The organism is Prosthecobacter sp. (assembly GCF_044378005.1).
Classification (GTDB): domain Bacteria; phylum Verrucomicrobiota; class Verrucomicrobiia; order Verrucomicrobiales; family Verrucomicrobiaceae; genus Prosthecobacter.
The window spans coordinates 16,155-38,340 of the sequence record NZ_JBILYB010000007.1; the positions used below are offsets into that span (position 1 = coordinate 16,155).

23 protein-coding genes are annotated in these 22,186 nt (G+C 58.4%); 15 read left to right on the plus strand and 8 right to left on the minus strand.

The features are described 5' to 3' along the window. Window positions 1-44: 44 nt before the first annotated feature. The 4 genes from AC6FTP_RS02735 to AC6FTP_RS02750 form a co-directional block, all read right to left on the minus strand. The gene (locus AC6FTP_RS02735; protein WP_497205365.1) at window positions 45-1,772 is read right to left on the minus strand and encodes a DUF6600 domain-containing protein; all 1,728 of its coding nucleotides are present in this window, start codon (window positions 1,770-1,772) and stop codon (window positions 45-47) included. Between the two features lie 46 nt (window positions 1,773-1,818). Continuing rightward, the gene (locus AC6FTP_RS02740; protein WP_497203639.1) at window positions 1,819-1,968 is read right to left on the minus strand and encodes a lmo0937 family membrane protein; all 150 of its coding nucleotides are present in this window, start codon (window positions 1,966-1,968) and stop codon (window positions 1,819-1,821) included. A gap of 207 nt (window positions 1,969-2,175) precedes the next feature. Next, window positions 2,176-2,322, minus strand: a complete 147-nt coding sequence (locus tag AC6FTP_RS02745) for an entericidin A/B family lipoprotein (protein ID WP_497205366.1) — start codon at window positions 2,320-2,322, stop codon at window positions 2,176-2,178. 39 nt (window positions 2,323-2,361) lie between these two features. Beyond that, entirely contained in the window at window positions 2,362-2,583 is a 222-nt protein-coding gene (locus AC6FTP_RS02750; protein WP_497205367.1) for a CsbD family protein, read from the minus strand. A gap of 397 nt (window positions 2,584-2,980) precedes the next feature. On the opposite strand from AC6FTP_RS02750, the gene AC6FTP_RS02755 reads away from it, so the two are divergent. The 11 genes from AC6FTP_RS02755 to AC6FTP_RS02805 all read left to right on the plus strand — a co-directional run bounded on the left by AC6FTP_RS02755 (window position 2,981) and on the right by AC6FTP_RS02805 (window position 12,994). After that, window positions 2,981-4,663 (plus strand): PAS domain-containing hybrid sensor histidine kinase/response regulator, encoded by a 1,683-nt coding sequence (locus AC6FTP_RS02755; RefSeq protein ID WP_497205368.1) that lies wholly within the window; start codon window positions 2,981-2,983, stop codon window positions 4,661-4,663. Window positions 4,664-4,820: 157 nt separating this feature from the next. Next, on the plus strand, window positions 4,821-5,543 hold the full coding sequence (locus tag AC6FTP_RS02760) for a histidine kinase (protein WP_497205369.1): 723 nt from the start codon (window positions 4,821-4,823) through the stop codon (window positions 5,541-5,543). After that, window positions 5,533-6,717: an ATP-binding protein gene (locus AC6FTP_RS02765; RefSeq protein ID WP_497205370.1), complete on the plus strand. Its 1,185-nt coding sequence runs from the start codon at window positions 5,533-5,535 to the stop codon at window positions 6,715-6,717. The genes AC6FTP_RS02760 and AC6FTP_RS02765 overlap by 11 nt, the downstream gene beginning before the upstream one ends. A gap of 93 nt (window positions 6,718-6,810) precedes the next feature. Further along, complete coding sequence (locus tag AC6FTP_RS02770; protein ID WP_497205371.1) at window positions 6,811-7,491, plus strand: response regulator transcription factor; 681 nt, start codon at window positions 6,811-6,813, stop codon at window positions 7,489-7,491. 70 nt (window positions 7,492-7,561) lie between these two features. After that, complete coding sequence (locus AC6FTP_RS02775; RefSeq protein WP_497205372.1) at window positions 7,562-8,602, plus strand: zinc-dependent alcohol dehydrogenase family protein; 1,041 nt, start codon at window positions 7,562-7,564, stop codon at window positions 8,600-8,602. 154 nt (window positions 8,603-8,756) lie between these two features. Continuing rightward, window positions 8,757-9,170: an Ohr family peroxiredoxin gene (locus AC6FTP_RS02780; RefSeq protein ID WP_497205373.1), complete on the plus strand. Its 414-nt coding sequence runs from the start codon at window positions 8,757-8,759 to the stop codon at window positions 9,168-9,170. Window positions 9,171-9,253: 83 nt separating this feature from the next. Further along, complete coding sequence (locus tag AC6FTP_RS02785; RefSeq protein ID WP_497205374.1) at window positions 9,254-9,481, plus strand: hypothetical protein; 228 nt, start codon at window positions 9,254-9,256, stop codon at window positions 9,479-9,481. Window positions 9,482-9,647: 166 nt separating this feature from the next. Next, complete coding sequence (locus tag AC6FTP_RS02790; RefSeq protein ID WP_497205375.1) at window positions 9,648-10,697, plus strand: DUF892 family protein; 1,050 nt, start codon at window positions 9,648-9,650, stop codon at window positions 10,695-10,697. A gap of 76 nt (window positions 10,698-10,773) precedes the next feature. Continuing rightward, window positions 10,774-10,917 (plus strand): DUF3309 family protein, encoded by a 144-nt coding sequence (locus tag AC6FTP_RS02795; protein WP_497205376.1) that lies wholly within the window; start codon window positions 10,774-10,776, stop codon window positions 10,915-10,917. Window positions 10,918-10,950: 33 nt separating this feature from the next. Continuing rightward, a complete protein-coding gene (locus AC6FTP_RS02800) occupies window positions 10,951-11,370 on the plus strand; it encodes a hypothetical protein (RefSeq protein ID WP_497205377.1) in 420 nt (139 codons plus the stop codon). Between the two features lie 226 nt (window positions 11,371-11,596). Beyond that, window positions 11,597-12,994, plus strand: a complete 1,398-nt coding sequence (locus AC6FTP_RS02805; protein ID WP_497205378.1) for a sulfatase family protein — start codon at window positions 11,597-11,599, stop codon at window positions 12,992-12,994. A gap of 1 nt (window position 12,995) precedes the next feature. Here the strand turns inward: AC6FTP_RS02805 and AC6FTP_RS02810 are convergent, their stop codons facing one another. The 3 genes from AC6FTP_RS02810 to AC6FTP_RS02820 all read right to left on the minus strand — a co-directional run bounded on the left by AC6FTP_RS02810 (window position 12,996) and on the right by AC6FTP_RS02820 (window position 16,389). After that, on the minus strand, window positions 12,996-14,609 hold the full coding sequence (locus AC6FTP_RS02810) for an excinuclease ABC subunit UvrC (RefSeq protein ID WP_497205379.1): 1,614 nt from the start codon (window positions 14,607-14,609) through the stop codon (window positions 12,996-12,998). 325 nt (window positions 14,610-14,934) lie between these two features. Further along, on the minus strand, window positions 14,935-15,405 hold the full coding sequence (locus tag AC6FTP_RS02815; RefSeq protein WP_497205380.1) for a hypothetical protein: 471 nt from the start codon (window positions 15,403-15,405) through the stop codon (window positions 14,935-14,937). A 249-nt stretch (window positions 15,406-15,654) separates the two neighbouring features. After that, on the minus strand, window positions 15,655-16,389 hold the full coding sequence (locus AC6FTP_RS02820) for a hypothetical protein (protein ID WP_497205381.1): 735 nt from the start codon (window positions 16,387-16,389) through the stop codon (window positions 15,655-15,657). 1,241 nt (window positions 16,390-17,630) lie between these two features. On the opposite strand from AC6FTP_RS02820, the gene AC6FTP_RS02825 reads away from it, so the two are divergent. Together AC6FTP_RS02825 and AC6FTP_RS02830 are read left to right on the plus strand one after the other, a co-directional pair. Continuing rightward, window positions 17,631-18,155: a hypothetical protein gene (locus AC6FTP_RS02825; RefSeq protein ID WP_497205382.1), complete on the plus strand. Its 525-nt coding sequence runs from the start codon at window positions 17,631-17,633 to the stop codon at window positions 18,153-18,155. A gap of 100 nt (window positions 18,156-18,255) precedes the next feature. Further along, on the plus strand, window positions 18,256-19,698 hold the full coding sequence (locus tag AC6FTP_RS02830) for a hypothetical protein (protein ID WP_497205383.1): 1,443 nt from the start codon (window positions 18,256-18,258) through the stop codon (window positions 19,696-19,698). Window positions 19,699-19,876: 178 nt separating this feature from the next. Here AC6FTP_RS02830 and AC6FTP_RS02835 read toward each other — a convergent pair whose 3' ends face one another. Next, a complete protein-coding gene (locus tag AC6FTP_RS02835; RefSeq protein ID WP_497205384.1) occupies window positions 19,877-20,212 on the minus strand; it encodes a hypothetical protein in 336 nt (111 codons plus the stop codon). Window positions 20,213-20,373: 161 nt separating this feature from the next. On the opposite strand from AC6FTP_RS02835, the gene AC6FTP_RS02840 reads away from it, so the two are divergent. Together AC6FTP_RS02840 and AC6FTP_RS02845 are read left to right on the plus strand one after the other, a co-directional pair. Next, a complete protein-coding gene (locus AC6FTP_RS02840; protein WP_497205385.1) occupies window positions 20,374-21,591 on the plus strand; it encodes a PilN domain-containing protein in 1,218 nt (405 codons plus the stop codon). 33 nt (window positions 21,592-21,624) lie between these two features. Continuing rightward, on the plus strand, window positions 21,625-22,176 hold the full coding sequence (locus tag AC6FTP_RS02845) for a hypothetical protein (protein ID WP_497205386.1): 552 nt from the start codon (window positions 21,625-21,627) through the stop codon (window positions 22,174-22,176). Window positions 22,177-22,186 lie beyond the last annotated feature (10 nt).

The window sequence follows — 22,186 nt, forward strand, 5'->3', positions numbered from 1 at the left end:
ATGCTGAGGTTAGTCGTCCTTCTTCTTTTTGCGGTCGTCTGGCTTCAAGTTGCCACGCTCTTTGCTAGGTCGTGACGGTGCTGCTTGCGGTGGCTTGGGGCTGGGCACTGGCTTCCCTGGTGCAATTTGGGCATCTCCACCTTCGGCCTATCGGGAGCAGGCCGCCGTTTCGGCGGCATGATCTGAGGCAGGCGCTCTCGGGCTTTTGGCACCGCTGCCGCTGGCGGACGATTTTCGGTGCGCGGCAACTGCGGCGTTTCCACTTTATTCCTACCACCACGATTCGGCTTCTCCGTCGTGGTGAGCGGCATGGCTGGGCGGTCTGGCTTGTCACCTTTGGGCGCATTTGCAGGTGTCGGTGGGCGATCACCCGGGCGCATCGGTTTTTCTGTGACTGTGGGAGGCATGTCAGGACGACTTGGCCTGTCAGCGCCTTTGCCTTTAGGGACATCGGCAGGTGGACGCTCTCCTGGGCGGATCAAGCGCTCTGGAAATCCGGGCGGCATGTCTGGCCGCATTGGTTTGTCTGTTCCTTTGTCTTTAGGGGCATCGGTAGGTATCGGTGGACGTGCGCCTGGACGTGTCGGCTCTGTGGCTGAGGGCGGCATGTTTGGACGGCCTTTCTTATCCGCGCCTTTACCTTTCGAGGCATCGGCAGGTGTCGGTGGACGATCACCTGGAAGGGTCGGTTTCTCTGTGGCTGAAGGCGGCATATCTGGACGGCCTGGCTTGTCATTACTATTCCCTTTGGACTTCGAAGGGCGCTCGCCTGGCATCGTGGGCCGCTCATCAGGGCGGCGCTCTTCACGCACGGCGGCTTCATCGGTGACTTTGACAAAGGTGGTCGGTGGTGGCAGCCGGTCGGGTGCCTTCTCTTTGCTCTTCATGCGCTCACGCATGGTCGCGATTTCGTCAGGGGTTCCGGCGTTTCTCCAGCCGTGATTGACCTCCGCACGCTCGACGCGCTCGGCGAGCTGGCGCGGGGCAGTAGCGGCTCTGCCAGTGAATGGCAGGGCGAGCACGCTCATGGAATCACCTTCAAACCGTGACCGAAGATTCTCGGGGGATTGCCGACGCGAATTGCCATCGAAGTCCTGACGACGGTCCAGTCGATAGCGTTGGATCGGCTCACGGCTCTGACGCAGTTGCTGGTCGTAAACTGGGCCGCCATTATAAACGACATTGTTCACGTAGGTGATGTTGGTGATGTTCGTCGTCTGGTTGATGATCGAGACATTCCTGCTCTGATCAATGAAGACCGAGTTCAGGCGGCGAGCGCCAAAGTTGCGATTCTCGACAAAGCGATAGTGGCTTGGCCCGATGTCATAATAGTCATCCACCCAACTGCTCAGACCGATGGCGAGAAGCAGACGTGCCTCAGGTGGCAAAGGAGCCCAGCCGGTGTGCTGCGGGCTGTGACGCCATGAGACCCAGCCTGGTCCCCATTCCGTGCCCGGCACCCAGACCCAGCCCACGCGGCCCACATCGACCCAGCGGCCATAGTGATAGACGGCCCAACCATAAGGCTCGTTCGAGTCCCAGGTCCAGCCAGCGTCGGTGTAAACCCAGCGTCCATCACTGTAGGGGCGCCAGTCAGGACCGACATCGCGTGGCTGCCAGCAGTAGCCATAGCCGCCGACCTCGCGCCAGTCGCCGTGAGGTTCGAGATTGTCGTAAAAGAAGTCCACCGAGACCGCATCGCGGGCTTGGGCAGAGGGTGAGACCATGCCGAATAAAAGCGCGGCGGTCATGAAGGAGAGAAGTGTTTTCATAATGAATCAAAGTGCGTCAGGCCGCCGACATGGGCGGATCAGACGGTCAGAGGACGCGGCGTCCCTGGATGAAGCGGACGAGCATGATGATGACGGCGATCACGAGCAAAGCGTGAATGAGGCCGCCCATGGTGGAACTGGTCACCAGTCCGAGGATCCACAGTACGATGAGGATGATGGCGATGTTCATGAGCATAAGATGGGGCCCTTTCGGAGTTGAGTTTGAGAACCCAGCCAGCCGCAGCGTTTCCGCCACGACTGGCCGAGTTCACGGTGATAGTTGGAGGCGGCGACAGCGATTGACATGCGCCGGGCCACGTTCATCGCGCCCGGTATTTCGACCATCGTGTCTTCAGTGATTTGTTGCCGGCCATTTCGGCCAAACAACAACGCCTCAATGTTTTTAGTGACGCGCGGCACCTTCAATATGGCTGCCGGCGTGCTGCACATCCTGGCCCAGACCACGTACGGTTCGGCAACTTGTGCCTGCAAGAGCGGTGATGACGGTGGCAAGGAGGAGGAGGGCGATACGTTGATATGTTGATTTCATGGGGGTGTTAGTTTGGGTGTTGGGGGATTGTGCAGAAGTTTAGTTGTTCAAGGTGGTTTCAGCGCTCAGGGCGTCTCGATACTCTTTGATGGCGGTCTCAACGGCTTCCCGGCTTTCACCAGTGCGTCGTTGGATGCGACCTAGAAGCTCATCCTGCTGGCCTTCGATGAACTGGAGATCGTCTTCGGTAAGCCTCGCCCACTTCTGTTTGAGGCTACCTTTGATAATGTTCCAGTCGCCTTTGATTTCGAGTGTTGTCATAGGCTGCACAGTATTCAGCAGCGAAGCGTGAAGCCATGGGGTGTAACCCTACTCCCATCCCAATGATGCTCGCATACACCATTTATTGCAGCCTTGATGGGGTCTGGCTAAAGCCGACAAAGGTGGGGTTTCACCCCATCGACTTCATGATGAGATACATGGACTTTGCCCTGATCAAACCACCCGCAAAGCATGACTCTTGTGAAGCCTACGAAAATATGTCCTACCGACTTTTAGCAAGCTTGGGAGCCCGAACTTCGGTCAGACGAAATACTCTGATCTGGCCTGCCGTCATGCCTTGCATTCAACCACAAAAGGTTGTGGTCACGTCAGCCAGAGTCAACCACGCCTCATATCGCCAGCCTCAACCAGGAGTGAAGGCTTCCCTCTACAACGCGTGAATGTGACCATCACTGAAGTATTACGCAACGAAGTGCTGCTAAAGACAGGTGCATTACAGGACGCCATCCTCAATAGTGCAAACTTTTCCAGCATCGCTACGGATGAGAAGGGGGTGATCCAGATCTTCAATGTCGGTGCGGAGCGGATGCTTGGCTACTCGGCAGCAGAGGTGCTTAATAAGATCACGCCAGCGGACATCTCTGATCCGCAGGAAGTCATTGCACGTGCGGCGGCTTTGAGCTTGGAGCTTGGTACGCCGATCACGCCTGGGTTTGAGGCGCTTGTGTTTAAAGCCTCGCGTGGCATCGAAGACATTTATGAGCTGACTTACATCCGGCGAGATGGCAGCCGATTTCCGGCTGTGGTTTCTGTTACTGCCCTGCGTGATGATCAGGGGGGCATTCTAGGCTATCTGCTGATCGGCACGGACAATACCGCGCGCAAGCGGGTGGAGGAGGAACAAGCCAAGCAGCTCCAGGAGCATACGGTGGAGCTGCAAAAGGCCACTGCCATTGCCGAGAAAGCCAACCTCGCGAAGTCGGACTTCCTTTCGAGCATGAGTCATGAGTTGCGCTCGCCGCTCAATGCCATCCTCGGTTTTGCCCAGCTCATGGAGTCGGACACGCCGTTGCCCAGTCCCACGCAGAAAGCGAACATCGACCAGATACTCCATGCTGGCTGGTATCTGCTGGAGTTGATCAATGACATCCTCGATCTTGCTGTCATCGAATCAGGGCGCCTCTCACTCTCACTGGAGCCTGTTTCCCTGATGGAGGTCATGATTGAGTGCCAGTCCATGATCGAGCCGCTGGCTCAGAAGCGCGGTATCACGATGACGTTTCCGCAGTTTGAAAAGCCTTGTTTCATCAAGGCGGATCGCACGCGCCTGAAGCAGGTGCTCATCAATCTCCTTTCCAACTCGATCAAATACAATCGAGCGCGTGGAACCGTGACAGTTGGCTGCGCTTTAAGCCAATCAGGACGCATTCGCATCAGTGTCTGCGACACTGGTGCGGGCCTGTCTGCGGAAAAGCTGGCGCAGTTGTTTCAATCCTTCAATCGACTAGGCCAGGAAGCCAGTGGTGAGGAGGGAACGGGTATCGGGCTTGTCGTCAGCAAGCGGCTGATGGAGCTCATGCAGGGCCAGATCGGAGTGGACAGCCAAGTGGGGAAGGGGAGCGTGTTTTGGATCGAGCTGATCACCGATGCGGATCCCCACGCCGAGTTTTGCAAAGCGGTCCCGAACGCCGCAGTGGAGTCAGCCATGCCAGCCGGGACGCGACCACGCCTGCTGCTATATGTCGAAGATAATACCGCGAACGTAAAACTGATCGAGCAACTCATCTCACGTCGCAAAGACATGCGACTGCTCACGGCGGGGAATGGAAAGGACGGCATCGCGCTCGCCCGTGGTTACTTGCCAGATGTCATTCTGATGGACATCAATCTACCGGGCATCAGTGGTATCGAGGCGATGAAAATCATTCGCATGGACCCAGCCACAGCTCACATACCCATCGTCGCGCTCAGCGCGAATGCCATCCCGCGTGACATCGAACAGGGACTGCAGGCTGGCTTCTTCCGCTATCTCACGAAGCCGATCAAGGTGAACGAATTTCTGGAGACGCTGCAAGTGGCGCTGGAGCAGGTGGAGACTCTGGCAAAGCTGAAGAGATGATGCCGGGCGGTCATGTACACTCGCGCTATCACCGGTTCCAAGAATCGTCGGGTAGGGTTTCACCCCATGGATAGCCCGTCGAAGCTGAGGGAGGATGGGCATGGATAATCCACCAGCCAAGGCAGGCATCGCTGAGGAGGTGGCTGGGTCAAAACACATGAACAAAACCAAGTTAAGCCTGCTGTCGGATCAATATCTGATCGCTCTGCGCACCCATTTGGGGAACGACCCGCAGGCAGCTATGCCGACGGCGCACGAGCTTGGGATCATGACCTTAGCACTCGGATTGGAAACACTGGATCTAGCCAAGATTCACGAGTGGGCGCTGGCGATTTTGGTTTCTCCGGACTGGTCTCCCACGGTGCAGGAAGAGATGACAGCACGCGCAGTCGCCTTTTTTACGGAAGGGATTGTGCCGATCGAAGAGACACATCGCATCGCGCGGCAGGCTAGTGCAGATTTGAAGCGGCTGAATACTTCGCTGGGAGAGCGAACGCTGGCGCTGGCGGACTCGAATCGCGAACTGCGGCGCGGGATCAGCGCCCGCAAGGCGGCCGAGGCGGCTCTGAAAACTAGCGAGCGGGCATTCAGCCAGTTGTTGAAGGAGTCTCTGCTGCTGGAGAAGAACCTCAAGGGCATGACGCGCAGGATACTTGCCGCGAATGAGGAGGAGCGGAAGAAAATGAGTCTCCAACTGCACGATGAGATCGCCCAGACTCTGCTTGGCATTCATGTAAAACTGCTGTCTTTGAAGAAAGAGGCCACAGCCAAGCACGTGGGCCTGGCCAAAGAAATCGCCACCACGCAGCGGTTGGTAGTATCCTCCGTGAAAACCATCAATCGATTTGCCCATGAGTTCGGCGGACCCAATGAATCCTAATCTCAGCGATATGTCGCGGCGTTACCTCGTCGGCTTGCAGACCTATCTCAAGGAGGGAGGTCAGGCTGACTTGGAGCCCGCGCGTCAATTGGGGCGTCAGGCCATCGCTCTGGGATTGGAAACCCTGGATCTGGCCCGGATACATGAGATCGCCTTGGTGGCCGTCGTGCTGCCTGGATACTCTTCGAGCACAAACGACGGTCTCATGGGCCGGGCGGGCATCTTTTTCGCCGAGGCGCTCACGCCCATTGAGGAGACGCATCGAGGGGCGCGGGAGGCGAACACGCATCTGAATCAAATGATCAAGGCGCTGAGCCAGCGCACGTTGGAACTGGCAGAGTCTGTGAAGGAGCTGAAGCAGGAGATCGTGCAGCGAAAAGCTGTGGAGGATTCGCTGCGCACCAGCCAGCAGACTTCCAGTCGGCTGCTGGAGAAATCACGTCAGATGCAGGAGGAGCTGCGGGATCTGTCACGACAGCTTTTGTCCGCACAGGAGGAGGAGCGCAGGAAGATCAGCCGTGAGCTGCATGACGTCATCGCCCAGACTCTCACGGGTATCAATGTGCGGCTGGCGTCTCTAAAAGACGAGTCCACAGCCAGCATGAAGGATCTGCAAAAGAAGATCACCAGCACTCAACTGCTGGTCGAGAAGTCAGTGGACATCGTACACCGTTTCGCGCGTGAACTGCGCCCCTCCGTGTTGGATGATTTGGGCTTGATCCCCGCACTGAAGTCCTTTTTGAAAGGCTACATGGAGGACACCGGCATCCGCGTCACGCTCACCGTGTTTTCCGGCATCGAGCAGGCAGACAGTGACATGCGCACCGTCCTCTACCGCATCGCCCAGGAGGCGCTGACCAATGTGGCACGTCATGCGAAAGGCAGTCGAGCCGATGTGGTCATCCAGGAAGTGGATGGTCTCATCAGCATGGAGATTAAAGACAACGGCCAGGGCTTCGAAGTGGACGGCACCTCGCAGGCCAGGGCCAGGAACAACCGGCTCGGGCTGCTCGGCATGAGGGAGCGCATCGAGATGGTTGGCGGCACTTTTTGCGTCGAATCTGCGCCTGGCCATGGCACCACGATCCGCGTGGAAATCCCAGTGGACCGTTGCGCAGGAGCAGGTGGCATACCCCAGAAGACTGCCGAAGAAGCTTCACTCAAATGCCCATGAACCGCTGCTATGTGCTGTCATGTCATGATCCATGCAGCCCATGACAAACAGATGAATGATTCAATTTAGTAAACCCAAACTCGTCGAACCCCAATGAATCCTATCACCGTGCTGCTGGCTGAAGACCACATGATCGTCCGCGAGGGGCTGCGGGCCTTGCTCAAACTGGAGGATGACATCGAGGTTGTCGGCGAGGCGGAGAATGGCCGCCAGGCCGTCGAGCTAGTCGGTAAGCTGCAACCCCAGGTCGTGGTCATGGACATCGCCATGCCATTGCTCAACGGCATGGAGGCCACTCGTCAGATCCTCCACACCCATCCCGATACCAAGATACTGATTCTTTCCGCCCACAGCGATGACGCCTACGTCGCTCTGGTCATGGCCATTGGTGCCTCGGGTTATCTCATCAAGCAGACCGCCTCGCATGTGCTGCCAGAAGCGATCCGCCTTGTTCATCAGGGAAAAACTTGTTTCAGCCCGATCATCTCCAAGCGTCGCAACCATCAAAAGCAGAAGTCCCAGGCCCGTGGAGAACTGCCCACGGACAAGGTTCCACCTCCCTTGAGCTCACGCGAGATGGAAGTGCTCCAGCTCATCGCCGAGGGGAAGGCCAATAAAGAGACTGCTGAGCATCTCCACATCAGCATCAAGACTGTCGAAAAGCACCGCCAGAGCCTCATGGACAAGCTGAACATCTACGACACAGCCGGACTGACACGACATGCCATCGCCACCGGCATCATCGAGAGCAGTGTGCAGGTGACGATTCTGTGATCCGGCAGTAGTTCATTTGGGGTATGCACCCCATGGCGGGCGCTTGTCCGCAGCGTCTAACGCTGGTGGCATGAAAGCCCTCCTTTATCACGGCCCTGGAAAGAAGACCCTGGATGATGTATCGAAGCCCGTCTTGAAAGAGGAGACTGATGCACTCGTCCGAATCACCAAAACGACTCTTTGCGGCACGGATTTACACATCCTGAAAGGTGATGTGCCGACGGTGACGGAGGGACGCATCCTGGGGCATGAAGGCATTGGCGTGATCGAAGAGGTCGGCTCATGCAACTCACGCTTCCGCGTGGGTGATCGCGTCCTCATCTCCTGCATCACCGCGTGCGGGAAGTGCGAGTATTGCAGACGTGGCATGTGTTCTCACTGTGAGGCTGGTGGTTGGATTCTCGGGAATACCATTGATGGCACCCAGGCTGAGTGTGTCCGCATTCCCTGGGCAGATACGAGTCTGCATCACCTCCCTGCTGATGCAGATGAAGAGGCCATGGTCATGCTCAGCGACATCCTGCCCACCGGCTATGAATGCGGTGTGCTCAATGGCTGCGTGAAGCCTGGCGACATAGTGGCTATTATCGGCGCGGGGCCTATCGGACTGGCCGCACTGCTCACTGCGAAGTTCTATGCTCCGGGAGACATCATCATGGTCGATCGTGATGATCATCGGCTCGACGTCGCCAAAAAACTAGGAGCCACGAAGCTGATCAACATCGACCGTGAAGATGCCGTATCAAAAGCAATGGCGATGACCTTGGGAAAAGGTGTGGACGTCGCCATCGAGGCAGTCGGCATCGCGGAGACTTTCGAGATGTGCCAGGCCATCATTGGCGCAGGCGGTCACATCGCCAATGTGGGCGTGCATGGGAAAAGCGTGCCGCTCCACCTGGAGACCCTGTGGTCGCGAAACATCACCATCACCACCCGGCTCGTGGATGCCGTGACCACACCGCTGCTGATGAAAACAGTGGTCTCTGGCAAGCTGCAGCCCAAGCAACTCATCACGCACCGTTTCCCGTTGAGTGAGATCATGAGTGCCTACGACACCTTTGGCAACGCCGCCAGGGAGCGCGCCCTGAAGGTGATCGTGACGAATGATTGACACAGTCTAGGCACCCAGGCGGCGTGCTGGCGTGCTGTTTGGCAACACGCCAGCACGCCGGGCCGCCAAGCTGAATCCGATTGATGCGCTGCGGCATGAGTAGGGCTTCACCCCATCGCATTCCCTGGGGTGAGCCGCTTAGCATCGACATCTTATGAAAACACTTTTCACGGCTGAGGTCGTTTCGAAGGCTGGGCGATCAGGCACTTTAAAGTCACCGGAGGGGCTGCTGGATATTACCTTGGGCAACCCACTTGAGAAAGGCGTCGAATCACACGGGCTGAATCCAGAGTTGATGTTCGCGGGTGCCTACGCGGCCTGTTATAACGGCGCATTGGTTAATGCGGCCAAGACTCTTGGCTCCGAGGTCAAGGACACCACGGTCTCTGCCATGGTGAGCCTCATGGAAGATGACGAGGGCGGCTATAACATCGCGGTGGAACTCCATGCCGAGTTGCCGGGGATCGAGCGTGATCTGGCTCAGCGCATCATGGAGCAAGCTCATAAAACCTGCCCTTACTCCAAGATCATGCGTGGTGAAGCATCTGTCACGTTGGTGCTGGACTGAGTGGTCGGGTAACACCCCATACAGTCGGCGTGGCAACGGAGGCATCTTCACACGTCCCTGAACCATGAAACCACATCGAGCTTATGAACCAGACCCCTCCCACACCTGAAATCATTGGAGACACAAAACTCGCACCCGAAACCACCGAGGTCACTGTTTGGGATGAGCCGCCTGAAAAGCTGGATCAGCAAAACCTTGCATTGAGCGATGAGACTCCTGCTGAGGAGATGGTGAACGTCGGCACTGAAGAAGCCGACATGGAGCAGCGTGAAGCCGCTGCTGACCAGGAGGCAACGGCAGATCAAAGCTAGCCATCATCTCCAGCACAAAGATCACAAGCACATGACTGCTACGCCTAAAACACAGCCAAGGCTGGACCAAGACTTGGAAACATTCGAGCAACTCCCGGCCAAAACCAAGGAATTGGAAGTACTCCAGGACCAAGCACAAAAGACGATCGGTAAGGAGAACCTGGCCATGAATCAAAAAATCCGTGACAAGACCGAAGCGAAACTCAGCACAAAGCAGTCTGCGGATGGAGGGCGCTCCGCTCAGGCTGCCACCTCCTCGACGACGCTCAAGAAGCTGTTTTTGGATCGTCTCGCCGTCATCTACGACGCTGAGATCAGGCTGGTAACAGCCATGCAGCAAATGGCGAAAGTGGCGACCTGTGGAAAGCTGCAAGAAGCCATCACTGCGCATCTTCAAGAGAAACAAAGCCACGTCACAACTCTCGAATCGATCTTTGCCTCTCTCGAAGTAAGAGCCAACCGGAAGACCAGTGAGGCCACGATCGCACTTTTGTACGAGAGCCATGAAGTCATCTCTCAGTTCAAAGATTTTCCTGTCATCAATGCCGCATTGATCGGCTCGGTGCAGAAGATCGAGCATTACGAGATCGCCTCGTACGGCTGCCTGCGGGACTGGGCTGCCGTGCTTGGGTATGATGATGTGGCGCAGTCGCTTCAAAAGATACTCGATCAAGACAAGGCCACGAATCAAGCCCTCACCGATCTGGCACGCTCTCACAGCAATCATGAGGCACTTCACGAAAAAGCGACCGACAACCCAACACTGACTTCAAACACACACCCAAACATGAAAACGAACATCGGATTATGGATCGACCAAAGGAGAGCAGTCATCGTGCTCGGCTCTGGCGATAATGCGGATATCCAGGTCATTCTTTCCCACGCGGACCGGCAGCCAGGACGCATCGACGGCAAGCGTTCGCTGGCCCCGTATGAGACTCAGCAGGTGGAAGCGGACGATGTCAGCCAGCGGAAGTTCACGGGTGAGCTGGATCACTATTATGAAGAGATTCTCTCCGTCGTCCGTGGTGCGCAGTCACTGCTGATCTTCGGCCCCGGCGAGGCCAAAGGTCACCTGCACAAGCATCTCGAAGAATCCCTTGCGAAGACATGTACCGTTCATGTCGAGCCGGCGGACAAAATGACAGACCGCCAGGTCGCAGCGCATGTGCGCGAGCACTTCAAGAACGCGCCCCCCATCATTTTGTCGAAGTAGCCTTTTCAAACGGGGTACTCACCCCATGGCGTGGATGCAGCGTCCGCGCGTAGTCTCACCCTGTTCCGCTAACATTATGTCTATCCTCGTTCTTCTCCTCATCCTTCTCCTTCTCGGCGGTGGCGGCTACGGCTTCCGCTCCGGCAATCATTACCTCGGTGGCGGTGCCACACTGATTGTCATCATCCTCGTCGTCCTGCTCCTCACCGGGCGGATTTAATCCCAGCTCTTTTTCACCAATCGTCCCACACCCATGAAACTCACCTCCGCATTCTTCCTCTCTCTCTTCGCTGCCACCGCCATGACCTCCTGTGTCGTTCCCGGAGATCTCTCCTACGGTCCCGGCTACAGCTCAGCCAGTGTCGGCTATCGCCAATACAACACGCTTCCTTCTGGTTATGTCGGAAGCGCCTACTTGTATGGAGGCCGCTACTATTCAGGCGGGCGCTATGAGAACGGGTCCTTCTTCGATCAAGGCCGTTCCTACAATGACCGCTACTACTACAACGGTCAGTACTATTACGGAGGCACCCATCAGCATTATGGCAGCCGGCCCACAACGTCTCACCGCAGCAATCAACCCTACAGTCGGATTAAAACAAATGTCATGGTGCCGACGACGCATAGTTCACACAGCACCACCGTTCGCAGTCCCTTCCTCTACCGCAGATGAAAGCACGCAAAATCCCCATTCCAGTCCCCGTCGCCAAGGGGATGAATGGGGTGGCTGCGCTCCTGAGGGAAGGGGAGTCTGTGGCGCAGGCTCCGCCTGAAGAGCCTTGCCTGACCAGTGACAGATTTGGTCACGAAGTGATTTTATCCGCAAAGTCTGCGCGCACCAAGAAGCCCGTCGTGAGGTAGGCCTGTGATAAAGCGGCCGACGATGTCGTTTACCACAGATGCGATTCATTCTGACACTGCTGGCCCTCACTCTTCCTGCGTTCTCGGCTGACAAACCCAACCTGATTTTCGTCCTTTGTGACAATCTCGGGAATGGCGATGTACAGTGCTTCAATGCGCAGACGAAACATCGCACGCCGAATCTGGACCGCATGGCGGCGGAGGGCACGCGCTTCACCAGCTACTACTCCGCCAGTGGTGTCTGCACACCCAGCCGTGCGGCGCTGATGAGCGGGTGCTATCCACGCCGCATCAACATGCACATCAGCGCCACGGGGGGAGCCGTGCTCCAGCCCATCGCAGCGAAAGGTCTGAACCCCAGTGAGACCACGCTCGCTGAAGTCGTGAAGTCTGCTGGATACGCCACGATGATCATCGGCAAATGGCACCTCGGTGATCAGCCGGAGTTTCTGCCCACGCGACAGGGCTTCGACCGCTTCTTCGGCATCCCTTACAGCGATGACATGACGCGTGACAAGAAGCCCGACCTCTGGCCCGAGCTGCCTCTCATGCGTGATGAGAAGGTCATCGAGGCACCCGTGGATCGCGACTACCTCACGAAGCGCTACACCGAGGAAGCCATCCGCTACATCGAGACCCACCAAGCGCGTCCCTTTTTCCTCTACCTCCCGCACGCCATGCCCGGCAGCACGAGTGATCCGTATGCCAGCCCCGCCTTCAAAGATAAATCCGCCAACGGCCACTGGGGCGACAGTGTGGAGGAGCTCGACTGGTCCATGGGCGAGATCCTCGCCGCGCTCAAACGACTGAAACTCGATGAGAAGACACTCGTCATCTGGACCTCCGACAATGGCGCCCCGAACCGCAAACCTCCCCAAGGAAGCAACGCGCCCTACCAAGGCTGGGGCTACAACACCAGCGAAGGAGCCATGCGCATGCCCATGATCGCCCGGTGGCCTGGCAAAGTGCCCGCAGGTCGTGAATGCCGTGAGCTGTGTTCCATGCTCGACATCCTGCCCACCTTCGCCGCGCTCACCGGTGCCGCCTTGCCAAAGCAGACCATTGATGGGCACAACATCCAGCCTCTCCTGCTCGATGAAGCAGGGGCAAAGTCGCCGACGGATGACAAAGGATTCTTTTATTACCACATCGACCAACTCCAGGCCGTGCGCAGCGGCCCGTGGAAGCTCTACCTGCCACTGGCTGCCAAACGTGCGAACCTCGTCAACAAACGAGCCCCCTCACCGCTCCAGCTTTTCAACGTGCGCGATGATCTCGCCGAAGCCCACGAAGCTTCGGCTGAGCATCCCGAAGTCGTCGAACGTCTGCAAAAGCTCGCCGAAGCCGCCCGTGCTGACATTGGTGATGATGACAAACCCGGCACTGGCCAGCGCCCCTCAGGCCACGTGGCGAATCCCACATCGCGCAGCCTCTGACTCAGGAGCGGGACACGAGGAAATCCACGATCGTCTCCGCCAGCGTGCGGCTGATGCCGGGCACTTTCGCGGCGATGTCGTCAGCGCTCGCTTTGCGCAGACGCGCCACAGACCCGAAGACTTTGAGCAGGGCTGCCTTGCGGTTCTGGCTCACGCCGGGGCAGTCATCCAGCAGGCTCTCTTCCACACGTCTGCCGAGCAGGAGTTGATGGTAGCCATTCGCCCAGCGGTGAGCTTCATCGCGGATTCGTTGGAGCAATTTTAAGGCACCCAGGTCATGCGGGATGCGCACGGACTCCGCTTCGCCTGGAAAGAAGACCTCCTCGTGCTGCTTCGCCAGACCGACCACGGCCAGGCCGCCGAGCCCCAGCTTCTGAAGCTCAGCCACCGCCATGCCGAGCTGCCCCTTGCCACCATCCACGATGATCAGATCCGGCAGACGAACAAAAGGCTTGTTCCTGGCTTCGCCATTCGTCATCCGTGCTTCATCCTTCGCGATCCTCTCCATCGCATCGAGCGGTGACTCCTGCGTTTCGTCCGCCTCATCTCCACCCATGGCCTCCCGGCCTTCTTTGAGAATGCGCGAGAAGCGGCGGCGTATCACTTCCGCCATGCTCACGAAGTCATTCTGACCATTCACCACGCGGATGCGGTAGCGGCGGTAGTTCGAGTTGTCCGGCACCCCGTTTTTGAAGCGCACCATGCTCGCCACACAGTGCGCGGTGCCGATGTTGGCGATGTCGAAGCACTCCATGACGAGCGGCAGCTTTTCCAAGCCCAGCTCCTCCTGAAGTTCCTTCACATCCGCCATCGGATCGATGGTGGACATCACTCGGGCTCGTGATCCGCGTTCAAAGGTGCGCGTCGGCGTGATGGTCTTGCGCAGATCCTCCACCATGTCACGCAGCTCGGCGGCTTTCTCGAAGTCCAGCTTGGCCGCCGCCTTCTGCATCTCTGCCTCCAGCACCGCCAGCAGGTCCTTCATGCCCTTGCCTTCCAGAAAGCCGCAGGCCTCCGTCATCCTCTGCTGATATTCCGCCACCGTCACTCGGCCGATGCAGGGCGCGCAGCAGTTCTTGATGATGTCATTGGAGCAGTGTTTGTAGTCCTGCTCACCGGGGCGGATGGGGCGGCAGACACGGAGGCCGAACTTTTTGGCCAGCCAGTTGATCGTCGTGCGCAGGGCGCCGCTGTGGGCAAAGGGCCCGAAGTAGCGCGCCCCGTCGTCCTTCTTCATGCGGGTGAGGGTGAAGCGCGGGAAATCATCCTGGAGATGCACACGCACGAGCAGGAAGCGTTTGTCGTCCTTGAAGCTGATGTTGTACTTCGGGCGAAACTCCTTGATGAGCTTCCCCTCCAGCAGCAGCGACTCCGGCTCATTGCGCACCTGATGCACATCGAAATCCCAGATGCTGGCGATGAGCGCGCGTGTCTTCCGGTCTGCCAGCTTCGAGCGCGCCGGGGTGAAGTAGTTGCTCAGCCGCTTCCGCAGATCCCGCGCCTTTCCCACATAGATCACACTGCCCAGACGATCTCGCATGACATAGACGCCGGGCGTGTGCGGCACATCGCGCAGCTTTGCCATGAGGTCGGGTTTGTTTCGGGGAGCTGGCATGAAGTGGGGATGCCAGACTACGAACCGCAGGTGGAAGCGGCAACCGTGAACTGAGCCCTGTGGCCTTCGAGCACCGCACGACTTTGCCAGTCGTCAGCTGGTGGGGCGAGATGGCATCTCCAATGAAAAGGGGCTTTTTGCGACAGGATTCACCAGAGGGTCAGGATTAACAGGTCTGAAAATCCTGTCAATCATGTCAATCCCGTCAATCCTGTCACTAAGGCCCTGATTGACCCTCAGCGACCGATTGGATGCATCAGCCCCACCCACCCCCGAGTTGGAAACTCGGGGCACCAGCGTACGAGTTGAAAACTCGTTCTACGTTCTACGCCCTCCGCAGTGCCATGAGCAGCTCGTCCACCTTGGTGAAGAGCGACTGCATCTGCGTCTGACTGTATTCCGCATCCGCCACCTGGCTCAGCATGGTGACCGCGTTCGAGTTACTGCTCGTTCCCGCGATCTCTGCATTCAGTGTCGCCAACTGCACCTCTCCCGGCGGGCCGCTCTGGCCCATGGGGATGCCGAAGGTCAGGTGCAGCACGTCGCCGATGACAGACACACTCACCTCCGCCGGATCACCAGCGGGCAGAGTGTTCACCGCATCCACCACAGCGGAGGAGATCGTCGGCACCGCCTCGATCATCCCCGCCAGACCATTGAACTGATCCCGCAGCACCCCCGCCACCACCAGCGCGCCATCCTCCGGCAGCGCTGGATTGAAGGCGGACAAAGAGACGGGCGAGCCCTCCGTAGCTCGCCGAGCGAAGGAAGGGGGATTTAAAGAAAGCGTTTTCATAGTCAAAAGTCGGGTTATTTAGCAGAGTTCTTAGTTCGTAGTTCCGCCTTCAGGCGGTTCTGGGGAGGTTGATTGTTCAGACAATCAGATGAGAGGAGCGCGGGCACTCCTGCCCGCGGTGGGGTTGGGATATTCAGTGAAGCACCGGCGAGAAAGCCCAGGCTACCGTCGCCGCGTCAGGCCAGACGACCTCCGAGGACGTGGGGGGTGGACGAAGCCCGTCCACCCTCCCAGTCTCCGCGTCTTTCCTTACGCCGCCGTGCGCATCACCACGGTGGACCAGTCACTCATGCCGCCGCTGCCGCCGATGGCCGCCACGCGGAAGGCATACTCCACGCCCACGGTCATGCCATTGAGCGTCAGAGTCGGCTTACCACCCACCTCGATCAGCTCCCAGGGGCCGACCACTCCGTTCACCACGATGGCCTGCTGCAAAAGGTAGCCATTGTTGCCGCTCACCGCGCTCCAGGTCAGGATCATCTTGCCCACCGTGCCGTTCAGGTCCACACGCAGGCCCAGCGGCGGCGGCAGCTCACCTGCGGGTGTCGGTGGGTTTTTCACGCCCAGGCCGCTGCTCAGGATCACCTGCCGGTTTCCGTTGCTGGCCCCTTGTACATAGGCACCGCGCACATTCATCGCCGCCAGCATCTGCGCCCATTCCTGGTCACGCAGCGCCACGGCATCCCGCCAGACCGTCTCCATGGAGTCCGCCGCCAGTGCCGCGTTCCGGTAGGCCGTGAACCGCGCCAGGAAGTCCACCGCCGTAGGCAGCGGCGTGGTGTAGTTCGGGTTCCCCGTCATCTGGGTGATGTGGTTTTCGATGTACATCAAACGGTCGCTCGTCTTGCGGTGAGTCAGGTCCATCTTCACCTTCGCCCCATCCGAGGTCGGGAGCGGCACCGGATCACCCACGGCGTAGCGGGCACCACTGTCGAAGTGTACCTGCCCGTAATGCGGCTGCTGCTGGGCAGCGATTGCATTCATGATGTCCTGCAACGTGGGCATTTTCGGCAGGAAGTTCGGAGTCTCCGCTTGAGTGGAGCTGGCAGCGTTGCCGTTGCCGTGGTTGCCGCCTTCGTCTTAGGCGGGCGCTTGGAGTGTTGTCGTATTTTTCATGGTCTGGCTGTTGTTATTTGTTTAACGGACAGCCCAGCCACATCACCTCACGGGTATCACCATCTCAGGTGTCCCACCCCCACCAGGGGGTAGAGGGGCAGCTCCAAAAACGCGGAGACTGCCCGCCACAGCATCAGATTCCTTTCTCCCACACACCCCTGGGCGCCATGGGGCCGCCCGCCCGTGAATCATCACTGAAGCACGCACAAAGTTAGTAACAGGTTGGTTGGCTGGACTCATCATTTGAATGTCCCGAAACCTCGGAACATTTGAAATTTAATATCCACCATAACAATAGCAAGTAAAAATTATCATTTTTATCAATTGATGTGCTTAATGAAGCTTAACCACCTTCTTGAATGATTGTGCACAATGCCATTAAGTGCCCTGCAAGAAGATCTTCATAGAATCTCTTTTGTCGCTGAATCCCTTATGCTTCCTTGATTCTAGCGTGGTCACATTCAAGGAAACCACCCACGTCCTTCCCCCTGGTGAACCATGCTTCTATCGCGGACTTCGGGGGTCCACCAGCGCTTACACAGCCTCCAAATCCGCCTGATTTACCCGCTTTTACCTCTCTTTTTTCCGGAAATGACACCCATCTCCCACGTGGAGAACGCGATCCACCACGTGGATGATACCCATCTCCCACGTGGAGAACGCGACCTACCACGTGGATGATACCCACCTCCCACGTGGAAAACGCGACCTACCACGTGGATGATACCCACCTCCCACGTGGAGAACGCGGTCCACCACGTCAAGGATACCCACCCTTTACGGCCAGGATACCCACCCTCCACGTCTGAAACGCGATTCAAAACGGCAAGGCTCGCCCTCATGGACACCTCAAACTCAAGGATCCTCTCTGAAGAAGCCGACCTCAGACCTTCCCTCAGTCAGGTCATTGAGGCCAGAAGCACGGTGAGCCGTGAGGTGCTCCCTGAAGAAAGACTTGCCCGGACCAAGGAATATGCTCAAACTGTCATGCGAAACCTTGGAGGCACCCATCTAAATTTCTGGAATCTCGCCAAATGAATCCCTCCCCCCTTACCCACCCCGCGAACACTGTTCCCCCACGTGCCAAACGCAGCACTCTGCCCCGATCCATGACCCAACTTTTCATCCTCCTGACTCTGCTGACTTGTGTTCCCCTGGCGTTTAGCCAGGACGTGGCGGGCTCAATCCTCTTATGCTTGGATGCGCCTGTGGGAACCTTGGAATACGCCTCCATTCATGAGGCGGGGCATGTGGTCTGTGCAACCAGTATCGGCATAACCGTGACGCTTGCGATGGTCTTTCAGCGCTCCAAGCCCGGGATCGGCGTTTATTGGAAGGGTACCACCTCTCTGCGAGGTGCTAACATGCGCAGGGGCATGGCAGTGGCCAAGCTGGGCGGCAATTTCGCGGAGTTCTTTCTGGCGGATAGAACCAAAGCGGTCGTGGTTCCCACTTTTCTGGATGTCGTGGGCAACAGGAACGTGATCAGTCAGTCCGATGTCATCACCCAGTCGGATTTGGGCTCCGACAGCCTCCTCACCGCGCAGCACAAAACCTACCGTGCGCTGACAGGCAATGTGGCACTGCTGAGCAGGGTTTATCAGAAGCTTCGCACCACCTACATCCATCCATGAGTGGCAGGCTTAACTTGGCGCTCCGTATCAAAGCAAAACTCGCTCTATTTAACGCATCGACAGCATAATCGGACTGACCGATATTCCCTAGATACCCATTATGAACGCAGTTCCCTTAAAGTTTAGCCTTGTGCGCGCGACTACTTCTTTGTGCCGCGCAGGTTGGGCACTGCTCGGCACGCTGACGACCCACCACGCCCTGGGCCAGGCAGCTCCCGAGCCCTCGGTCATCGTCCGCAAAGCGGAGACAACGGTCACCCTGGATTCCCCCGAACCCATCGCTGTCCTACTCCAGGGGGCGTCGCAGATCGCCACTCCGATGTCCGAGGAAGAGTCCTCGGCCCGGCTTGCTAAGATCCTCAAAGTCAAGAACACCGACGAACGCCACGAGCTGCTGGCCGCTTTTGGTATCGCAATGGGTGAAACGAACCCCGTGCGTGGCTTTCAAATGGCTCTAACGGAGTTCAATCACCTCCATGACACGCAGACTTTCGGCATTCCATTGCTTCGCCATTGGGCCAAAGCTGATCCGCAGGCAGCCTTGGAGGCCTGCAAGCAAATCCCCGAGGGAGAGCGACGAGCGATGGCCTATTCGGCAACCCTCAGCGGCTGGGCCAGAGTAGACCCACATGCGGCATCGGAATGGGTTCTCGAAAACCTGTCCGGCATCTACCGCCGCACCGCCATCGCCCGTATCGGCAAGGTGTGGGCTGCCACAGAGCCCCGCCAAGCGGCCAAATGGGCGCTCACTAATTCCTCGGAGGTTGATCAGGTGTTCAGCCTCAGCGAGGTCATCGACATATGGGCAGATGACTACGGCCAGAATGCGGCGGAGTGGTGCGCAAACTTACCCGCAGGCAAGCTGCGCGACTTTGCCCTCTCCAAAGCCGTGCTCAAATGGGCCGATTACTTCTCCCAAACCGCCGCCGAATGGCTTGTCGCTCATCCCGATGACCTCTGGCTGCTGCCGCGGGTGATCGCCCGCTGGGGTCAGCACGCCCCGGAGGCCGCCAATGCCTGGCTGGACAAGAACGTCAACGAATCATCTGCCCAGGAGTGCCGCCAGGCCATGGTACAGGAATGGGCTGAGTACAACCCCCGCGTCGCGCTTGAATGGGTCGCCACCGCATTGAAGGGCCCCTCTCGCGAAGTGGCCTCTTCCTCAGCCCTCAGCCAATGGGCCTCCGAGTATCCCCAAGAGGCGCTGCATTTTGCTGCCAGGCTGGCCGATGAAACCGAACGCCACAACGCCCTCGCGTCCGTTTTCTCCGCTTGGTGCGGCCAGGATCTGGAAGACTTCTCCGCGTGGTTAAAGCAGCAGAAGCCCAGCATCGAAAAAGACATCGCCATTGAGCAGTTGGCCGATGTTTTGATCACCACCAGTCCCGCCGCCGCGCTAAGCGAGGTGCTGACCATGCAAGCCCCGGACCGTCGGCAGCGGGCCCTTACCCTGCACTATCAAAACTGGAAGCTCACCGAGCCACTGGCCGCTGAGGCTTGGCTGAAACTGCACCCGGAAGCGGCCAAGTTCATGTCGCCCTGATTCGAGGCAGCACAACAGAGGTGAAGGAAGCCAAGGAGTGGCCTTCTTGAAAGGGGTCAGGTGTTTCAAATGGCAAGATTCCAGTTTTTAAACGGCTCTTGAGCCATGCTCAGACAGGTCCGCCTTCAGTATCCGGGAGCGCTTGATCCTGGGGACTCCCGGCGAACCACGGGTGGGCTCAGGGCCGAGGGCTTTCGTAGAAGATGTAGCTGGTGGAGTAGTCGCTGAACTCGAAGTACACGCGCTTTTCGGCGGCTGATTTTTCTCCGTCGAGGTTTTCGTCGAGGATGCCGTAGCCATAACGATAGGGCCGGGCTGAGCCGCCGTCTGTGGCTGCGGCGGTGGTGAGCTTGTCCACATGGATGAAGCGTTTCACCAACTTCTCTCCGGCGTAGATTTCGAGGATGCCATTGACTCCGGTCCAGTTTTGAATGGAGCGGCCGATCTGATTCTGGCTTTCCTGAGTGCAGGCGGAAAAAAAGACGATGAGGCTGAGAAGCAGGAGGGGTTTCATGCGGGTGGATAACCCACGCTGCAAGGGCTGCGAGTGGCATTTCGGGTCAGATTTATAATCCTGGGGGCAGGTGAGTGGTGAAGGTTGCAAACGAGCGTCGAAATTACGCAACTTCCCTTCATGACGTGCGTTCCAATGGCTCCCCTCGCCACGTCTCCCGCATGTCTTTCGCTGCCTCTACCCTGTTACTTCCGTCTCCTGATGCTTCGTGGCGCCTGTGGAAACCGAGGACTGGCGGGCCTGGTGAGGCTGTGGAGATCCCTTCGGAGGTTCAGGCCAGGGGGAAGCCTCTGGTGGTGGGACTGCCTGCCTCTGCCTGCCGCACGGTGGGCATGCTGCTGCCGAATGCGGACCATGAGATGCTGGAGCAGATCATCATCACCCAGCTTGAGCGCCGGGGGCTGAAGCTCGTGGGTGGGGCTGAGCGGAATTTCCGCTGGCATCTGCTGACTCAGACGGCCTCCAGCGCGACGGTGAGTGTGGATGTTTTGGCAGATCCTTTCCCCTCGGATCTGGCTCTGATGCAGGCCTCTGACTACACGGCGGCGCTGCGGCTGGTGAGCCTGCCTGCGGGGCAGATCGTGATCCTGGAGGAAAATGGCTCGCAGGTGCTGGCTGCGGGCTATCAGGGGAAGCTGTATCACAGTCATATCTTTGCTCCGGCGGCCACGCTGAGTGCGGAGGAGCTGGCGCAGGAGATCGTGCTGGCGCGGATCTCTTTGGAGGCTGAGTTGGGGGAGGGGCTGTTCACGGGCATCAGTCTCGTCGGCCAGCCCTGGGATCAGAAGCTGATGGAGATCCTGCATGATCTGACCGGCATGACGGTCCGCCCGCTGGCGCAACTGCCGCCAAACTCGGATCTCGATACGCACTCCTGGCCGCGCCTGCTCCCGGCGGTGGTGCGTGAGTCACAGCAGAGTGCGGTGCGCCGCGCCAAGATCACGCGCTTTGGCATCCTCGGAGCTCTGCTCTTTGTCGCCCTGGCGTTTCTGGCCTTCACCTACCTGCGGTTCCAGGAAAATCATGCCGCGCAGCTCCAGGCGAGCGTGGATGAAACCTCTGCGCCTGCTGCTTTGGTGCGCAAGACGGCGGACATGTGGAAGTCTCTCTCTCCCGCCATCGAACCGAAGCGCTACCCGATGGTGCTGCTGACGGAGGTGACGAAGCTCATGCCGCCGAGCGGGATCGTGATCCGGCGCTTCCAGATCAAGGATGATGCCATCGACATCCAGGGCGAGGCGCGGGATGCGCAGACGGCGGTGCAGTTCATGGAAGATCTGCAAAAGCACTCCGTCCTGAGCCGCTACACCTGGTCGAAGCCCAGCCCGAACGTGCGGAACGGCAAGGCTGAATTCCGCACGCAGGGGAAGGCGCAGTAGCCCTTTAACTTTCAGACATCGCATCTCAGAACCATGGCCACCAAGCTGACATCTCGTGAAAAGAATCTCCTGCTCCTCTGCGTGGGCGTGCTCGTGCTGATGGCGGGGATGATCGTCGCCAAGCAATTCCTCGACCGCCGGAAGGTGGCGCTGGAAAAGATCGCTAGCCTGGAGCGGCTGAAGATGGAAAATGATGGCTGGGTGAAGGAAAGTCCTTTTTGGGACAAGCGCCGCAACTGGCTGACTGAGATGATGCCGACCACGGACAGCCTGGGCCGCGCGCAGGGTCAGCTTTTGCAAGATCTGGAGGACTCGGCGCTGGAATGGGGCATCACTGCCGAGCAGCCCACCCTGCCGCCGCTGGGTGCGCCGAATCCCAATTACCGCGAAGTCACCGTCTCCGTGCGTCTGCGTGGCGACCAAACCACGGTGCTGGACTGGCTGGCGGGGCTGCAATCGCCGGAAAAATTTCAGGCCGTGAGGGAACTCCAGGTGGAAATCGACACCCGCTCCCGTGAAAAGACCCCCCAGGTCATCTGCAACCTCACCCTGGCGCGGTGGTTCAAGCCCGAAGCTGGTATCTGATCCCTCTGCC

What these genes read in the sequence shown, in the direction of transcription:
- AC6FTP_RS02840 (WP_497205385.1), top strand. Translation starts at nt 20,374, where the DNA reads ATGTCTTTCGCTGCCTCTACCCTGTTACTTCCGTCTCCTGATGCTTCG.
- AC6FTP_RS02845 (WP_497205386.1), top strand. Translation starts at nt 21,625, where the DNA reads ATGGCCACCAAGCTGACATCTCGTGAAAAGAATCTCCTGCTCCTCTGC.
- AC6FTP_RS02820 (WP_497205381.1), bottom strand. Translation starts at nt 16,389, where the DNA reads ATGAATGCAATCGCTGCCCAGCAGCAGCCGCATTACGGGCAGGTACAC.
- AC6FTP_RS02805 (WP_497205378.1), top strand. Translation starts at nt 11,597, where the DNA reads ATGCGATTCATTCTGACACTGCTGGCCCTCACTCTTCCTGCGTTCTCG.
- AC6FTP_RS02815 (WP_497205380.1), bottom strand. Translation starts at nt 15,405, where the DNA reads ATGAAAACGCTTTCTTTAAATCCCCCTTCCTTCGCTCGGCGAGCTACG.
- AC6FTP_RS02785 (WP_497205374.1), top strand. Translation starts at nt 9,254, where the DNA reads ATGAACCAGACCCCTCCCACACCTGAAATCATTGGAGACACAAAACTC.
- AC6FTP_RS02830 (WP_497205383.1), top strand. Translation starts at nt 18,256, where the DNA reads ATGAACGCAGTTCCCTTAAAGTTTAGCCTTGTGCGCGCGACTACTTCT.
- AC6FTP_RS02735 (WP_497205365.1), bottom strand. Translation starts at nt 1,772, where the DNA reads ATGAAAACACTTCTCTCCTTCATGACCGCCGCGCTTTTATTCGGCATG.
- AC6FTP_RS02740 (WP_497203639.1), bottom strand. Translation starts at nt 1,968, where the DNA reads ATGCTCATGAACATCGCCATCATCCTCATCGTACTGTGGATCCTCGGA.
- AC6FTP_RS02825 (WP_497205382.1), top strand. Translation starts at nt 17,631, where the DNA reads ATGACCCAACTTTTCATCCTCCTGACTCTGCTGACTTGTGTTCCCCTG.
- AC6FTP_RS02780 (WP_497205373.1), top strand. Translation starts at nt 8,757, where the DNA reads ATGAAAACACTTTTCACGGCTGAGGTCGTTTCGAAGGCTGGGCGATCA.
- AC6FTP_RS02835 (WP_497205384.1), bottom strand. Translation starts at nt 20,212, where the DNA reads ATGAAACCCCTCCTGCTTCTCAGCCTCATCGTCTTTTTTTCCGCCTGC.
- AC6FTP_RS02745 (WP_497205366.1), bottom strand. Translation starts at nt 2,322, where the DNA reads ATGAAATCAACATATCAACGTATCGCCCTCCTCCTCCTTGCCACCGTC.
- AC6FTP_RS02810 (WP_497205379.1), bottom strand. Translation starts at nt 14,609, where the DNA reads ATGCCAGCTCCCCGAAACAAACCCGACCTCATGGCAAAGCTGCGCGAT.
- AC6FTP_RS02765 (WP_497205370.1), top strand. Translation starts at nt 5,533, where the DNA reads ATGAATCCTAATCTCAGCGATATGTCGCGGCGTTACCTCGTCGGCTTG.
- AC6FTP_RS02800 (WP_497205377.1), top strand. Translation starts at nt 10,951, where the DNA reads ATGAAACTCACCTCCGCATTCTTCCTCTCTCTCTTCGCTGCCACCGCC.
- AC6FTP_RS02790 (WP_497205375.1), top strand. Translation starts at nt 9,648, where the DNA reads ATGAATCAAAAAATCCGTGACAAGACCGAAGCGAAACTCAGCACAAAG.
- AC6FTP_RS02760 (WP_497205369.1), top strand. Translation starts at nt 4,821, where the DNA reads ATGAACAAAACCAAGTTAAGCCTGCTGTCGGATCAATATCTGATCGCT.
- AC6FTP_RS02795 (WP_497205376.1), top strand. Translation starts at nt 10,774, where the DNA reads ATGTCTATCCTCGTTCTTCTCCTCATCCTTCTCCTTCTCGGCGGTGGC.
- AC6FTP_RS02775 (WP_497205372.1), top strand. Translation starts at nt 7,562, where the DNA reads ATGAAAGCCCTCCTTTATCACGGCCCTGGAAAGAAGACCCTGGATGAT.
- AC6FTP_RS02770 (WP_497205371.1), top strand. Translation starts at nt 6,811, where the DNA reads ATGAATCCTATCACCGTGCTGCTGGCTGAAGACCACATGATCGTCCGC.
- AC6FTP_RS02750 (WP_497205367.1), bottom strand. Translation starts at nt 2,583, where the DNA reads ATGACAACACTCGAAATCAAAGGCGACTGGAACATTATCAAAGGTAGC.